Origin of the sequence: Haloferax sulfurifontis ATCC BAA-897, assembly GCF_000337835.1 — an archaeon.
GTDB classification, from domain to species: domain Archaea; phylum Halobacteriota; class Halobacteria; order Halobacteriales; family Haloferacaceae; genus Haloferax; species Haloferax denitrificans.
In genome coordinates, this window is record NZ_AOLM01000019.1 from 96,457 (window position 1) to 110,406 (window position 13,950).

Consider the following 13,950-nt stretch of genomic DNA (forward strand, 5'->3'; position numbering starts at 1 on the left):
CGCGGCGAGCCCCCGTAGCATCGTCCCGTGCTACGCCGCCGCGAATAAAAGCCCTCGTGGTTCGGTCCGGCGGTGGAAAGGAGATTCCGCGGACCGTCCGCGTCGCCGACGCCTCAGAACGGCCAGTCGCCGGTGACCTTCATGCCTTCCGCTTGGTCTTCGGCTTCGAGCGCCGCCGCGATGTCCGCGGGGTCGGCGTGGGGAATCTCGCGGTCGGCGTCGGCGAGTTCGACGGTCAGTTCCGTGAGGAGAATCGCCTGCTCGCGGAGCGTCCGCGACTCCAGTTTCTCGATGGTGTCGGCGTGGGTGTGGCCCCAGCCGCGGCCGCGGCCGTCCTTTTCACTGCCGACCATGTACGCCGGGACGCCGCGGGCGACGAACGGCCAGTGGTCGCTGTGGGGGAGCTGTTCGGGGAGCGTCGAGACGTCGTGGTCGAACCGCTCGGCGACGGCGTCGGCGGCGGCTTCGAGTTCGTCGAAGCCGTGGGTCGTGAGCTTGAGCGTCCGCCCGGCGACGACGCCGTCGTTGTTGACGACGGCTTTCACGTCGCTTCGGGCGTCGCCGAGGCGATCGGCTTCGTACGCGGAGCCGACGAGGCCGACCTCCTCCGCGCCGAAGCAGACGAAGCGGACGCGCGTGTCGAGTTCGTCCTCGCGGGCGGCGAGCGCGCGGGCGACCTCGACCACCATCGCGGTGCCCGCGCCGTTGTCCATCGCGCCCTCGGCGATGTCGTGGGCGTCGAGGTGGCTCGTGACGAGCACCTCCTCGTCGGTGTCGGGGCCGAGTTCGGCGTGGACGTTCCCGCTTTCGGCCGCGGGCGTCTCGCAGGTCACGTCGACGGTCACCTCGTCGCCGTCGAACCGACGGCGGAGGCGCGCGCCGACTTCCTTGCTGACGCCGACCGCGGGGATGTCACCGATGGGCGCGTCCGCGGTGCCGACGCTCCCCGTGGGCGGGAGTTGGCCGGGGACGTGGTTGGCGAAGACGAACGCGGCCGCGCCGGCCTCGACGGCGTAGTAGTACTTCTCGCGGCGGTGGATGAAGCGGTCGTAGTGGTCGGGGACCGTCGTGGAGACGACGACGACCTTCCCCGAGAGGTCGCGGTCGAAGTCCTCGGGCAGGCCGTAGCCGAGGTCGACCAGTTCCCCGCTCGCGGTGCCGGCGGGACTTCGCGGGAGCGCGATGCATTCTTGGGTGGTGTCGGCGGCGTAGACGGCGCTGTCGCCGCGCTCCCAGCCCTGAATCTCGAAGGGGTCGATGCGGACGTTCCGCGCGCCGACGCGGTCGAGGGCGTCTCGGGTCGCCTCCATCGCCTCGCGCTCGCCGGGTGAGCCGGTCATCCGGTTGCCGATGTCGACGAGTCGCTCCAAGTGGTTCCAGCCGACCTCGCTGGTGAACGTGTCGCCTATCCAGTCACTCATAGTGGACCGTCTCGCGGGGCCGTGGTAACCGTTGCGATGGGTCGAAACCGGGCGTCGGTCGAGGGCGAAAACCGACCGACTTCGACGGGAACCGCGGCTCGTCGCGTCGCGGCCGCGAGCGCGGGGAAGCGAGTGCCGAACCGCGACGCGGCCCGCGGGCGAGCGGCAGGTTCAAGGACCATCTATCACGTACGTTCATCCATGACCGACGTGCGAATCGCCGGGGTCGGACTGACGAAGTTCGGCAGTCACCCCGAGCGAACCGGCCGCGACCTGTTCGCGGAGGCCGCCCTCGCCGCCCGCGAGGACGCCGGCGTCTCCCGCGACGACTACGAGGAACTCTTCTACGGCAACTTCATGGGCGAACTCGCCGAGAAACAGGGCCATCAGGGGCCGGTCATGGCCGAGGCCGCCGGCCTCGACTGCCCCGCGACCCGCTACGAGCAGGCCTGCGCCTCCGCGGGCGTCGCCTTCCGGCAGGCCGTCGCGACGATTCGGAGCGGCGCGGCCGACGTGGTCCTCGCCGGCGGCATGGAGCGCATGAACAACCTCGGCACCGCCGAGGTGACCCAGTCGCTCGCCATCGCCGCGGACGAGCTGTTCGAGGTCCGCGCGGGCGTCACGTTCCCCGGCGCGTACGCGCTCATGGCCCGCGCGTACTTCGACGCCTTCGGCGGCGACAGCGAGGACCTCGCGCACATCGCGGTGAAGAACCACGCCAACGCGATGCAGAACGACTACGCGCAGTTCCACCGCGAAATCACGGTCGACGACGCGCTCGAAAGCCCCGTCGTCGCCGACCCGCTTTCCCTCTACGACGCCTGCCCCATCACCGACGGCGCGAGCGCGGTCGTCCTCGTCAGCGACGACTACGCCGAGCGCCACGGCCTCGACGCGCCCGTCTCCGTCACCGGGTCGGGACAGGGCGGCGACAAGGCCGCGCTCCAAGACAGGCCACACCTCGCGCGGACGCCCGCCGCGACGAAAGCCGCCGACGCCGCCTACGCCGACGCCGGCATCGGCCCCGACGACGTGGACGTGGCCGAGGTCCACGACTGCTTCACCATCGCCGAGGTGCTCGCGCTCGAATCGCTCGGCCTCTACGACCACGGCGAGGGCGTCGGCGCGGCCGCCCGCGGCGAGACGACCCGCGACGGCGACCTCCCGGTGAACCTCTCGGGCGGCCTCAAGGCGAAAGGCCACCCCGTCGGCGCGACGGGGACCGCCCAAGTCGTCGAGATGACGAAGCTCCTGCGCGGCGACCACGGTAACAGCGACGCCGTCCCGGACGCTCGCGTCGGCGTCACCCACAACGCGGGTGGGACCGTCGCCAGCGCGGTCGTCCACGTCCTGGAGGTGGACCGATGACCGACACCGGCTACGACGAGTGGCTGGCCGCAATCGCGGACGGCGAGGGCTACTACCTCGCGTGTCCCGACGGCCACGGCTCGCTCCCGCCGCGGCGCTCCTGTCCGCACTGCGGCGCGGCCGAGTTGACCGCGGAACCGCTCCCGGAGACCGGCGAGGTGCTCACCTTCACCGAGGTGCACGTCCCCGCGCCGGACTTCGCCGACGAAGCGCCCTACGTGACGGCTATCGCGTCGTTCGGCCCGGTCAAACTCACGGGCGTCGTCCGCGACCTGCCCGCCGACGAGGTCGACCTCGGCGCGACGGTCTCGGTCGACGTGGACGTGAACGCGACGACCGACGAGCAACTGCTCGTGTTCCGGCCCGCGAGCGAGTAGCGCCGCGCGGCCGATTACTCGTCGCTCGCCTCGATGGCCTCCAGCGGCGAGCGCCAGCCGAAGACGTACGAGCCGAGGAGCCACGCCCAGAAGCCGGCCGCGAGGAGCGCGATGGCTCCGTACAGGAACAGCGAGAACAGCGACAGGGAGTCGAGCATCGGTCTAAGGATTGAATTGAAGCCGCGGTCGCGTCGGCGTCAGTCGAGGGCGTTGCGGACGGTGTCCACGAAGGCGTTCGGGAACTCGACGTGCGGGAGCAACATCGCGTCATCGAAGACGACGAGCCGGCAGTCCGCGGCGTCCGCGAGGTCCCGACCCTGCTTCAGCGGCGTGATGTCGCTCTCGCGGCCCCAGACGAGCGTCGTCGGCACGTCGAGGGCCGACAGCGCCTCGGCGAGGTCGATGTCGGTGTTGAGGTAGCCCGAGATGAACGACGCCGGCGCGAAGCGCGCGCCCTCCTGGTGAGCCGTGCGCCACTCGTACTCCTGCCACTCCTCGCCCGCCTTCTCGGGGTCGTAGTAGCCGTGGTCGGCGTTGAAGTAGCGAATCGACGGCCGGGAGGCGACGACGTTGAACAGCGCCTCGCCGACGACCGGCGCGCGGACGAGCTCGCGGAGCCACTCCTTGGGGTCGGGGCCGCCGCGCGACGTGGGACAGACGAGGACGAACCGCGAGACCGACACGTCGTCTCGCTCTGCGGCGGCGACGGCGTAGGCCGCGGTGAGCGACGAGGCGAGGACCGCGGGGTCGTCGTACTCCGCGAGGAAGTCGCCGACGAAGTCCTCGTAGAGCGCGGGCGAGTAGTACAACGCCGGGCGGTCCGACAGGCCGAACCCGGGGAGGTCGGGCGCGACGACGTGGTAGTCCTCGGCGAGGGTCGAAAACACCTCGCGGAACTCGCCGGACGATCCCGCGGCGTTGATACCGTGGAGGAACACGAGCGTCGGGTCGTCCTCGTTTCCGGCCTCGGCGTACGACACGTCCATGCCGCGCCAGCGGTACGTTCCGTGAGACCCGGAGAGCGGCGGTTCGAGAGGGCCCACGCGTTTCGAGAGGGCGGCGTTGGTCGCGGCGGTGAGACCGACGCCGGCGGCGGCCAGTCCGATGGCTCGTCGGAGTTTCATGTCACGTAGATTGCGCGCGGTGGCCTTAATTCGCCCGCCCGTGGCGGGGTGGTGGGCAGGGGCGTCCCGCCCGCACCCGGGTCGTCTCGGCGTCAGTCGTCCCGGTCGTCCAGACACTCCCGGAGCGGTTCGAGCACGTCCTCGGCGACCGCGTAGGGGTCCGTCTCCTTTTCGACGACCGCCTCGGCGAACTCCTCGACCCCGCCGCGTCGGTCGAGTTCGGCTTCGAGGAGCCGGTTCACGTCGCTTCGGAGGAGCTGTCGTATCTCCTCGCCGGCGCGCTTGCGGGCCTTCTCGGCCAACTCGCCGGAGGCGTCGAGGTAGTCGCGGTGGTCGTCCAGCGTCTCGACCAACTCGTCGATTCCCTCGCCGGTCGTGGCGACGGTTTCGAGGACCTGCGGCGTCCAGACGGGCGGGTCGTCGGAGACGTCGTCGGTCTCGGCATCGGCGGTATCGCCCGTGTCTGCGTGCCCGCTATGGCCGTCGTGTCCGTGCCCGGCGTCGTCGAACGCCGCGGCCCCGTGGTGGCCCGTGTCGAGGTTCGCCCGCGGGTCGTCGCGGAGGTGAATCATCTCCTGTAGCTCCGCGACGGTGCGCGACGCGCCCTCCATGTCGGCCTTGTTGACGACGAACACGTCGCCGATTTCGAGGATGCCCGCCTTGAGCATCTGCACGTCGTCGCCGCTCCCGGGCTGGACGAGGACGACGACCGTGTCGGCGGTCTTCACCACGTCCACCTCGTTTTGCCCCGCGCCGACCGTCTCGATGATGATGCGGTCTTTCCCGAAGGCGTCGAGCGCCTTCACGGCGTCCGCGGTGGCGGTCGAGAGGCCGCCGAGTTGCCCGCGGGCGCTCATCGACCGGAAGAACACGTCCATGTCGCCGACGTTCGAGGCCATGCGGATGCGGTCGCCGAGGACGGCCCCGCCGGTGTACGGCGAGGAGGGGTCCACGGCGATGACGCCGACCGTCTCGCCCTGGTCGCGGTAGTGCTTCGCCAACTTGTCGACGAGCGTGGACTTGCCGGCTCCCGGACTGCCCGTGATGCCGACGACGGACGCCCCGCCCGTGTGCGCGTGAAGCTCCGAGACGATGTCCCGATAGCCCGGCGACTGCGACTCGATTTTCGTGATGGCGCGTGCGAGCGCTCGGTGCTCGCCGTCGAGGAGGCGCTCGACGAGGTCGGATTCGACCGCCCGACTCATCGTCACGGTCGCTCGGGCGCGTGTTCCTTCACGAAGTCGATGGTCTCCTGCATCGGCGTGCCGGGACCGAAGATGGCGTCGACGCCCTGTTCGAGGAGAGCGGGTCGGTCCTCTTCGGGGATGATGCCGCCGACGATGACGAGGGTGTCGTCGAGCGCGCCGTACTCTTCGAGACCCGCCATCACCTTCGGGACGAGCGTGTTGTGCGCGCCGGAGAGGATGGAGATGCCCAGCACGTCCACGTCCTCTTGGACCGTCGCCTGGATAATCTCGTCCGGGGCGCGATGCAGTCCGGAGTAGATGACTTCGAATCCCGCGTCGCGGAAGGCGCGAGAGATGACGTGTGCACCGCGGTCGTGGCCGTCCAGTCCCACCTTGGCGATGAGACACCGGATCGTTCGCTGTTCGGAGTCCGCGCTCATAGACGGGGATTCGATGTCCCGCGCTTTGACTCTAACGGAAAATAAGGTAGGTCCGGCTCAGTCGGCGGCGGCGGGCGCGCTCCGGACGTACTCGTCGAGGAAGTCGGCTATCTGGGAGTACGCCTCGATGCGGTTCTCCAGCTTGGAAAAGCCGTGGCCTTCGTCGTCGAAGATGAGTTCGCGGACGTGGGCGTGTTCCCTCGCCTCCTCGACGAGCTGGTGGGCCTCGCTGACCGGCACCCGCGGGTCGTTCTCGCCGTGGAGGACGAAAAGCGGCGCGCGAATCTTCTCGACGTTGTTGATAGGCGAGATGGATTCGAGGAACTCGCGGTCGTCTTCGAGCGAGCCGTACTCGGCCTCGCGGAGTTCGCGTCGCCAGTCGCCGGTGTTTTCGAGGAACGTCACGAAGTTGGCGATGCCGACGATGTCGACGCCGGCGGCCCACAGGTCGGGGTACTCGGTCAGCGCCGCGAGCACCATGAACCCGCCGTACGAGCCGCCCATGGCGACGATTTTCTCCGGGTCGACCGCCGGGTGGTCGTGGAGCCACTCGACGGCGGCCTCGATGTCGGCGACGGAGTCCATCCGCTTTTCGACGTCGTCGAGGTGGCCGTAGGCCTTCCCGTAGCCCGCGGAGCCGCGGACGTTCGGCTCGAAGTAGGCGTAGCCCCGCGAGAGGAAGTACTGCTTGACCGCCGAGAACGACGGCCGGCGCTGGGACTCGGGGCCGCCGTGGATGTCCACGATGACGGGCGTCTCGCCCTCGGGCGACTCCTCGGGGAGCGTGAAGAACGCCGGGATGTCGCGGCCGTCGAACGTCGGATACCGGACGAGTTCGGGCGGGACGAACGTGTCCCGTGGGATGCCCGCGGTCGCCGCGAGCGTCCACCGCTCGGCGTCGCCCGTGGCCAACTCGACCACGTAGACGTTCGCGGTGTCGGCGCTGGCGGTGACGGTGACCGCGGCGCGCTCGCCGTCCGGCGAAAAGGAGACGCCGCCGGCGACGCCGTTCGGCAGGTCGGGCTGGGGGAGCGCGTCGATGCGGTCGGGCGCGGTGAGTTCGCCGAAGGTGAGTTCCGTGTAGCCCTCGACGTTCCGCGAGTAGACGAGCCGGCGCGAGTCGTGGTCGATGCTGATGCCCTCCAGTTCGTGGTCGCCGCCGGCCTCGACGGTCGTGAACGCCCCGGAGTCGAGTTCGTAGCGGACGAGTTCGAGCGTGTCGCTCCCGCGGTCGGTCACCATGTAGACGTTCTCGCCGTCGGGGCCCCACTCGGGGCTCTGGAAGCGAACCGTCCCCTGATGCGGCGTGAGATGGGTCAGCTCGCCGGTGGCGAGGTCGAGCACCGACACGTCCTGGTCGAAGTTCGAGTACGCCTCTTGGACGATGAGCTTCGAGTCGTCGGGCGAGAAGCCGCCGACGGTGAGCCAGCCGTCGCCCTCGTGGACGAGTTCGGCGTCGGTGCCGGTCCCGTTTCGGGCCTGCACGTAGACGTCGAAGACGGCGTTGTCGCGGCGGTTCGAGGTGAACGCGAACCGCTCGCCGTCGTGGCTCCAGCCGCCCCAGCGGTGCTTGGCGTCGGGGTGTTCGGTCAGGTTCTCGATGACGCCGGTGTCGGGTTCGAGTCGGAACAACTGCGCGCGCTCGTTGCCGCCGTTGTCCATGCCGAAGGCGACTTCGGGACGCTCGGGGGACCACGAGGCGAAGGTGACGCGCTCCTCGTAGAACGTCCGCTGTTCGGGCCACGCGCCGGGCGAATCGACCGTCCAGACCTGCGGGACGCCCGTCGTGTCCATGAGGAACGACAGGCGCTCGCCGTCCGCCGAAAAGGACGCGCCGTAGGCGCTCCTGATGTTCAGGTAGCGCTCGATGTCGTACGTTCGCATACCTCGAATTGCCCCGGCGACGAGAAATCGGTTTGGGTGTCAGAAGTCCGAAAGCCGCGCGTCCTCGCGGTCGGTCCACCCGCGCATCTCCGCGTAGGCCGCCGGGTTCGTCGGCACGCCCTCGGTGTTGAGCAGGCGCTCGGGGTACAGTTCGAAGGCGATGCCGATGAGCTGGTACTCCAGTTCTTCGAGGTACGGCCGCGTGTCGGGGTACGGTCCCTCGGTGCCGACCGCCCACGGCTCGACCCAGAAGTACACCGGCTCGCGGAGCCGCGGCGGGTCGGTCGAAGCGAACAGCGCCTCTACCCAGCGGTCGTACTTCCCCGACCCGTCGTCGCGGAAGGCGGCCGACGAGAGGTCGCCGAAGTGGTAGTAGTTCCCGTAGCCCCAGCGCGCGAGCTTGCCGTCGTTGGTGTCGACGTTCTTCAGGTTGCTGTTGAGGTCGGTGCCGGACGCGCCGAACTTCCCGCACTTGCCGAGGTACCGGGGGACGACCTCGTCGCCGTCGAGGGTGTACATCATGTAGACGAGCCCCTCGTAGCGGCCCTCGCGGCGGTCGTAGTCGGCGACGACGCGGCCGCCGGCCTCGCGGAGTTTGCGCTCCATGCGTTCGCCGCGGCGGAGCGTCCGCCGGCCGGAGCGACCGTACGCGATGGTGTCGACGGTCCCGTCGGCGCTCGTCTCGAAAAGTGAAATCGGGTCCGCGGCGTCGACGAAGCGGTCGACGAAGCGGTCCCAGAGCGCGCGTTTGGTCTCGGTCACGCGGCGACCGAACTCAGATGACGCCTTCGGCCTTGAGACCGGCGATGATGTCGTCGACGAGGCTCTCGGCGTCCTCGTACGGGAAGTCCTGATGCTTGCCGAGCTTCGCGGCCAGCTCCATCGCCGTGACCGTCACCTCGTCCGTCTTGAACTTCGTGCCCGGACCGTTCGGGAGCGCGGGGACGAGCGACATCTGGTTCTTCACGGGGAAGTCCGCGTTTTCGAACGCGTCCATGAACTGCTCGCGGAGCTGAGATTCGGTGTCGGACATACGGTGTACCTACGGAGAGAAGTGGAAAAGGGTTCCGGAAAAACAATGACTATATTTAGAGTTCTCACGAGACGGCGCGGCGGGCCGTCGAGTGTCGGCACGGTCGCCCGGGACTGATGGACTTATCTACACCGGCAATTCATGCACTCGCATGGACTTCGACTTCGACCGCCTGAAACAGCTCACCGAGACCAGCGGCGTCCCCGGCTACGAGGACCGAATCCGCGCGCTCGTCCGCGAGGACCTCGAAGCGACGACCGACTCCGTCCGGGTCGACGCGATGGGCAACGTCGTCGGCACCATCGAGGGCGAGGGAGACTACGAGGTCGCCGTCGCCGCCCACATGGACGAAATCGGCTTCATGGTCCGCCACGTCAACGACGAGGGCTTCCTGCAACTCGACGCCCTCGGCGGCTGGGACCCCCGCGTCCTGAAGGCCCAGCGCGTGACCGTCCACGCCGAAGACGAGGACCTCACCGGCGTCATCGGCTCGGTCCCTCCGCACACGCTGACTGAAGAACAGAAGCAGAAGGAGCCGAAAGTCGAGGACGTGTACGTCGACCTCGGCCTGCCCGCCGAGACCGTCGAGGAGACCGTCTCCGTCGGCGACCTCGTGACGATGGAGCAGACGACCGTCCGCATGGGCAACCACGTGACGGGCAAGGCCATCGACGACCGCGTCTGCCTGTTCGCCATGCTGGAGGCCGCCCGGCGGGTCGAGAACCCCGAGGTGACGATTCACTTCGCCGCGACGGTCCAAGAGGAAGTCGGCCTCCGCGGCGCGCAGGCGCTCGGCGTCGACCTCGACCCCGACCTCGCGCTCGGCCTCGACACCACCGTCGCCAACGACGTGCCCGGCTTCGACCCCGCCGACCACGTCACGAAACTCGGCGAGGGCGCGGGCATCAAGCTCAAGGACTCAAGCGCCATCGCCAACCCGAAGGTCCACCGCCGTCTCCGCGCCGTGGCCGAGGACAACGACATCACCTACCAGATGGAACTGCTCCCCGCGGGCGGCACCGACACCGGCGGCTTCCAGAACACCTACGGCGCGAAGCCCGTCGGCGCGATTTCGATGCCGACGCGCTATCTCCACACCGTCACCGAGAGCGTCCACGAGGACGACGTCGTCGCCTACATCGACCTCCTGACGGCGTTCTTGGAGAGCGAGACGGGCGAGTTCGACTACACGCTGTAGGCGGTCTCTGTCGGCGACCTCCCGGCGCAGACGCGAACGACGCCGACGGCGGCGCGAGAGACATCGGGGGAATACCCCCCTATATCGAGGCGCGGCACCCCCGACCGGCGGACGAGAACCAAAGTATTCACTACAGGCCCACACCAAGCGGCGGACATGACCGACGGCAACGTGGATATGTCTCGGCGGGCGTTCCTCGGGGCGGCCGCTGGCGGCGCGGCGGTCGCCGCCACTTCCGGCACGGCCGCGGCGCAGACGGAAGAACCAGATTTCGGCGGCCACATCGACGGTATCGACGGGGGCTACGAAGACCTCCGCGGCCAAAGCGAGGTCACCATCGAAGTGGGCGCGGAAGGTAACGGCGGGAACCTCGCGTTCTCCCCCGCCGGCGTCTGGATAGACGTCGGCACGACCGTGACGTGGGAGTGGACCGGCGAGGGCGGCGGCCACAACGTCGTCGCCAGCGAGGGCGCGTCGCTCGACTCCGGCGCGGCCGTCTCCGAGGCCGGGAGCACTTACGAGTACACCTTCGAGGAGGGCGACGCGGGCATCACGAAGTACCACTGCGTGCCCCACGAGGCGCTCGGCATGCTCGGCGCGGTCGCCGTCGGCGGCGACGTGCCGACCGTCACCACCGGGGGCGGCGGCGGGTCGAACCTCCCGCAGGTCCCCGACAGCGCGAAGTCCCTCGGCGTGGCGACGACGTTCGCGATGGTCGCGACGCTCGGCCTCGCGTACTTCTTCATGAAGTACGGCGGCGACTACGACGTTCAGGACTGACGCGGTCGTCGCGTCTCTCGATTTTCACCAGTTCCGAGCGGCCGCGCTCGCCCGGGTTCGGTCGCCGCCGCGACAGCCGCGGGCGCGGCGGCCGACTCAGAAGAAGCCGTAGTCGTCGCGCTCGGTCTCGTAGACCGACTCGTACTGCTCGATGACCCGCCGGAAGTCGTAGGCCGCGAAGTCGTCGTCGACCGTCTCGTGGTCGAACCGCCGGGCGGCGACGATTTCGTCCGCCAGCTCTTGGGGGCTCGTGACGAGCGACCCGCGCTCGCGCCCCTCGACGAGTTCGTGGGCCGACGACCGCGCCTGATACTCGACGATGGAGACACAGCCGCAGGCGAGCGCCCACAGCAGATTCGTGGCGAAGGGTTCGACCGTCGCGGTCTGCGCGAAGACGTGCGCGCCCTTCATGATGGGCACCGCCTCGTTCGCGGGGAGTTCGCCGAGGAACTCGACGCGGTCGTCGATGCGGAGGTCGCGGGCGGTCTGTTCGGCCGTCGAGCGCTCGGGGCCGTCGCCGATGACGACGGCGGACCAGTCCTTGTCGCGGAGCTCCGCGAGCGCGAGGAGGAAGCTCTCGACGTTCGCGTGCTCGTCGAGGTCGCGGGCGTACACCACGTCCGCGCGCTCCTCGGCGTCGGCGCTCCGGACGAGGTCCATGCTGATCGGTTCGGGGACGAGGTGGGTGGAGTCGACCGCCGCGCCGAGTTCGCGGACCTGCGTGCGGACCATCTCCGAGGGGACCAAGACGGCGTTCGGGGCCTTCGCCGCACGCCGGTAAGCCCGCGAGCCGCCGCGTTCGTCGCGGGTCCACCAGTCGGCGACGACCGGCGTTCGAAGGAACCGCGCCGCGGTCTTGACCGCCGTGACGTGCGACGGCGGGTAGCTCGCGACCTGAATCACGTCGGGGGAGACCTCGCGGAGGGCGAAGGGGACGCGGGAGGCGAAGCCGCCGACGGCGGGCGAGTCCGTCACGCGGTGATAGGTCACCCCGTCCTGTTTGAACTCGACGACCTCGCCGTCCCACCACTTCGCACAGAGCACCGTCACCTCGTGGTCGCGCTCGGCGAGGAGTTCGGCCGTCCGCCGGAGCCGTCTGGTCGCTCCCGTCTCCTCGTGGTGCGTCGTGTACATCGAGACGAGCGCGACTCGCATATTCGCCGCCACTACGCCGCGCAATAAAAATCCACAGTTTTCGAGGGCGCGACGCGGGGACGCCGACGCGCCGCCCGGGAAGGGTTCGCCGGGGCGACGCGCCTCAGAGCCCGACGACGGGCGCGAGGAGCGCGCCCACGGACTCGACGGCGGTGACCGTGTACTCCCAGCTATAGACGTGGTTGAGAAGCAGGTACGTTACGACGCCGAGCGCGAGGGACACGAGCCACGCGCCCGCCGCGATGCGGCCGACCTTCCGGTGGGGCGTCTCGGTCCGCAGTTCGCGCTCGGAGTGGGTGATGCCGAGGATGAGCGCGTAGAGGACGACCGGCACCGAGACGATAGAGAGGATGATGTGAATCGCCAGCATCGCCAGGTACGGGTAGTACGCGAACGCGGGGCCGACGAACTCCTTGGTGCCGCCGCCGCCGATTTTCGCGAGGTACATCACGAGGAAGACGAGGATGAGCCCGAACGACGTGACCATCGCGGCCGCGTGCTTCCGGACCTCGTTGCGGCGAATCCAGCGCCAGCCCGCCGCGATGACGAGGACGTTCACCGTGTTCACGACGGCGATGGCGTCCGAGAGGAGGTTCACCTGTGGGAGCGACAGGTCGGGGAAGACCCTGCCGGGGACGACGCCGAGGAAGGTCCCGATGACGAGGGCGTACCCGACGACCGAGAGGACGGCAGTCGCGGCCGCGGGGTGTTCCTTCAGGGGGTTGTCTGCGCTCGCAGTTGCCATGGCCGGGGGTTGGGAAGACGGCGTATTCCGTCTTCGGGTTCCGGACGGGCTTCGAGGGGCGGACCCCCCCGCTCGCGGAGCGACCGACCGAGTCAGATGACGCCCGTGATGGTCGCGGCCTCGATGGCCGCCTCCTCGCTGACGCCGTTGCCGAGAATGGTGTAGCGGTCGCGTATCTCGTGGGCGGTCGTGAGCGCCTCGATAATCGTCTCGCCGTCGATGCCGAGTTCGTCGGCGGTCGTCGGCGCGCCCATCGTCGAGAGGGCGTCGCGGATGTCGGTCCACTCGCCGCGCGCGCCGCTGTGGAAGTACTCGGTCATGATGGAGCCGACGCCGACCTGGTGGCCGTGGAGGGCGCGGCCGGGCGCGATGCGGTCGAGCTGGTGCGAAAAGAGGTGTTCCGCGCCCGACGCCGGCCGCGAGGAGCCGGCGATGGACATGGCGACGCCCGAGGAGACGAGCGCCTTCGTCACTATCCACGCGGACTCTTCGAGGCCCGGCTTGATGGAGTCGGCGCTCCCGACGAGCATCTCGGCGGTCATCTGCGAGAGCGCGCCCGCGTACTCGGAGTACTCGACGTTCTTCAGGCGGTGGGCCAGCTCCCAGTCTTTGACCGCGGTGTAGTTCGAGATGATGTCGGCACAGCCGGCGGTCGTGAGCTCCCACGGGGCCTCCGCGAGCAGTTCCGTGTCGGCGACGACCGCGAGCGGCGGGTCGGCGGCGACCGAGTGGCGGGTGTCGCCCTCGGGAATCGACGACCGGCCCGAGACGATGCCGTCGTGGCTCGCCGCCGTCGGAACGGAGATGAACCCGCAGTCGAGGCGGTCGGAGGCCATCTTCGCCACGTCGATGGGCTTGCCCCCGCCGAGGGCGATGAGGTAGCCCGCGTCGGCCTCGCGCGCCGCGTCGACGACGCGCTCGACCGACTCGAAGCTCGCGCGGTCCAAGGAGACGGAGGCGATGCCGTCGAACTGGTCGCGGACCCGGTCGCCGGCGATGCGGTCGGGCGACGGGCTCGTGACGAGAAACGGGTCGCCAGAGAGGTACAGCTCGTCGACCGCGGCCGAGAGGTCGTCGAGCACGCCGTGGCCCTGGAGCACGTTCCTCGGTAGCTTAATCCACGTCGATTTATCGAACATACGCGGAAATCGGCCACCACGGTTCATAGTGTTTCTCGTCTCGGAGACGGGGGCGCGCCGAACGCCCGACGGGAATCGCGGGACCCCGAGCCGAGAGAG

General features: G+C 69.3%; 15 protein-coding genes. 4 read left to right on the plus strand and 11 right to left on the minus strand.

The genetic code is table 11. The features are described from left to right. Positions 1-113: 113 nt before the first annotated feature. On the minus strand, positions 114-1,421 hold the full coding sequence (locus C441_RS10720; protein WP_007275095.1) for a M28 family peptidase: 1,308 nt from the start codon (positions 1,419-1,421) through the stop codon (positions 114-116). A gap of 201 nt (positions 1,422-1,622) precedes the next feature. Between C441_RS10720 and C441_RS10725 the strand changes: the two genes are divergently transcribed. Together C441_RS10725 and C441_RS10730 are read left to right on the plus strand one after the other, a co-directional pair. Then, the gene (locus C441_RS10725) at positions 1,623-2,789 is read left to right on the plus strand and encodes a thiolase domain-containing protein (protein ID WP_007275096.1); all 1,167 of its coding nucleotides are present in this window, start codon (positions 1,623-1,625) and stop codon (positions 2,787-2,789) included. Next, positions 2,786-3,166, plus strand: a complete 381-nt coding sequence (locus C441_RS10730) for a Zn-ribbon domain-containing OB-fold protein (RefSeq protein WP_007275097.1) — start codon at positions 2,786-2,788, stop codon at positions 3,164-3,166. The genes C441_RS10725 and C441_RS10730 overlap by 4 nt, the downstream gene beginning before the upstream one ends. A 14-nt stretch (positions 3,167-3,180) precedes the next feature. Here C441_RS10730 and C441_RS19920 read toward each other — a convergent pair whose 3' ends face one another. The 7 genes from C441_RS19920 to C441_RS10760 form a co-directional block, all read right to left on the minus strand. After that, positions 3,181-3,324 carry a hypothetical protein gene (locus tag C441_RS19920; protein ID WP_007275098.1) on the minus strand — a complete coding sequence of 48 codons (144 nt, stop codon included), beginning with the start codon at positions 3,322-3,324 and terminating at the stop codon, positions 3,181-3,183. Between the two features lie 39 nt (positions 3,325-3,363). Beyond that, positions 3,364-4,290 carry an alpha/beta fold hydrolase gene (locus C441_RS10735; protein WP_007275099.1) on the minus strand — a complete coding sequence of 309 codons (927 nt, stop codon included), beginning with the start codon at positions 4,288-4,290 and terminating at the stop codon, positions 3,364-3,366. A gap of 92 nt (positions 4,291-4,382) precedes the next feature. Next, positions 4,383-5,495, minus strand: coding sequence for a methylmalonyl Co-A mutase-associated GTPase MeaB (meaB, locus tag C441_RS10740; protein WP_007275100.1), 1,113 nt, complete (start codon positions 5,493-5,495; stop codon positions 4,383-4,385). A 2-nt stretch (positions 5,496-5,497) separates the two neighbouring features. Further along, positions 5,498-5,917: a cobalamin B12-binding domain-containing protein gene (locus tag C441_RS10745; protein ID WP_007275101.1), complete on the minus strand. Its 420-nt coding sequence runs from the start codon at positions 5,915-5,917 to the stop codon at positions 5,498-5,500. A 57-nt stretch (positions 5,918-5,974) separates the two neighbouring features. After that, positions 5,975-7,801, minus strand: coding sequence for a S9 family peptidase (locus C441_RS10750; protein ID WP_007275102.1), 1,827 nt, complete (start codon positions 7,799-7,801; stop codon positions 5,975-5,977). 39 nt (positions 7,802-7,840) lie between these two features. After that, positions 7,841-8,563: a hypothetical protein gene (locus C441_RS10755; RefSeq protein WP_007275103.1), complete on the minus strand. Its 723-nt coding sequence runs from the start codon at positions 8,561-8,563 to the stop codon at positions 7,841-7,843. 13 nt (positions 8,564-8,576) lie between these two features. After that, positions 8,577-8,834 carry an MTH865 family protein gene (locus tag C441_RS10760; protein WP_004971185.1) on the minus strand — a complete coding sequence of 86 codons (258 nt, stop codon included), beginning with the start codon at positions 8,832-8,834 and terminating at the stop codon, positions 8,577-8,579. A gap of 151 nt (positions 8,835-8,985) precedes the next feature. On the opposite strand from C441_RS10760, the gene C441_RS10765 reads away from it, so the two are divergent. Then, positions 8,986-10,032 (plus strand): M42 family metallopeptidase, encoded by a 1,047-nt coding sequence (locus C441_RS10765; RefSeq protein WP_007275104.1) that lies wholly within the window; start codon positions 8,986-8,988, stop codon positions 10,030-10,032. 156 nt (positions 10,033-10,188) lie between these two features. After that, positions 10,189-10,812, plus strand: a complete 624-nt coding sequence (locus tag C441_RS10770) for a halocyanin domain-containing protein (protein WP_007275105.1) — start codon at positions 10,189-10,191, stop codon at positions 10,810-10,812. A gap of 96 nt (positions 10,813-10,908) precedes the next feature. Here the strand turns inward: C441_RS10770 and C441_RS10775 are convergent, their stop codons facing one another. The 3 genes from C441_RS10775 to C441_RS10785 form a co-directional block, all read right to left on the minus strand. Continuing rightward, positions 10,909-11,967, minus strand: a complete 1,059-nt coding sequence (locus C441_RS10775; RefSeq protein ID WP_007275106.1) for a glycosyltransferase family 4 protein — start codon at positions 11,965-11,967, stop codon at positions 10,909-10,911. Between the two features lie 103 nt (positions 11,968-12,070). Next, positions 12,071-12,712 carry a DUF420 domain-containing protein gene (locus tag C441_RS10780; protein ID WP_007275107.1) on the minus strand — a complete coding sequence of 214 codons (642 nt, stop codon included), beginning with the start codon at positions 12,710-12,712 and terminating at the stop codon, positions 12,071-12,073. A gap of 92 nt (positions 12,713-12,804) precedes the next feature. Beyond that, entirely contained in the window at positions 12,805-13,851 is a 1,047-nt protein-coding gene (locus C441_RS10785) for an NAD(P)-dependent glycerol-1-phosphate dehydrogenase (protein WP_007275108.1), read from the minus strand. Positions 13,852-13,950: the final 99 nt, after the last annotated feature.

Bases quoted from the DNA above. Each gene is read 5' to 3' on its own strand.
- C441_RS10720 (WP_007275095.1), bottom strand. From the start codon at position 1,421: ATGAGTGACTGGATAGGCGACACGTTCACCAGCGAGGTCGGCTGGAAC.
- C441_RS10725 (WP_007275096.1), top strand. From the start codon at position 1,623: ATGACCGACGTGCGAATCGCCGGGGTCGGACTGACGAAGTTCGGCAGT.
- C441_RS10730 (WP_007275097.1), top strand. From the start codon at position 2,786: ATGACCGACACCGGCTACGACGAGTGGCTGGCCGCAATCGCGGACGGC.
- C441_RS19920 (WP_007275098.1), bottom strand. From the start codon at position 3,324: ATGCTCGACTCCCTGTCGCTGTTCTCGCTGTTCCTGTACGGAGCCATC.
- C441_RS10735 (WP_007275099.1), bottom strand. From the start codon at position 4,290: ATGAAACTCCGACGAGCCATCGGACTGGCCGCCGCCGGCGTCGGTCTC.
- meaB (WP_007275100.1), bottom strand. From the start codon at position 5,495: ATGAGTCGGGCGGTCGAATCCGACCTCGTCGAGCGCCTCCTCGACGGC.
- C441_RS10745 (WP_007275101.1), bottom strand. From the start codon at position 5,917: ATGAGCGCGGACTCCGAACAGCGAACGATCCGGTGTCTCATCGCCAAG.
- C441_RS10750 (WP_007275102.1), bottom strand. From the start codon at position 7,801: ATGCGAACGTACGACATCGAGCGCTACCTGAACATCAGGAGCGCCTAC.
- C441_RS10760 (WP_004971185.1), bottom strand. From the start codon at position 8,834: ATGTCCGACACCGAATCTCAGCTCCGCGAGCAGTTCATGGACGCGTTC.
- C441_RS10765 (WP_007275104.1), top strand. From the start codon at position 8,986: ATGGACTTCGACTTCGACCGCCTGAAACAGCTCACCGAGACCAGCGGC.
- C441_RS10770 (WP_007275105.1), top strand. From the start codon at position 10,189: ATGACCGACGGCAACGTGGATATGTCTCGGCGGGCGTTCCTCGGGGCG.
- C441_RS10775 (WP_007275106.1), bottom strand. From the start codon at position 11,967: ATGCGAGTCGCGCTCGTCTCGATGTACACGACGCACCACGAGGAGACG.
- C441_RS10780 (WP_007275107.1), bottom strand. From the start codon at position 12,712: ATGGCAACTGCGAGCGCAGACAACCCCCTGAAGGAACACCCCGCGGCC.
- C441_RS10785 (WP_007275108.1), bottom strand. From the start codon at position 13,851: ATGTTCGATAAATCGACGTGGATTAAGCTACCGAGGAACGTGCTCCAG.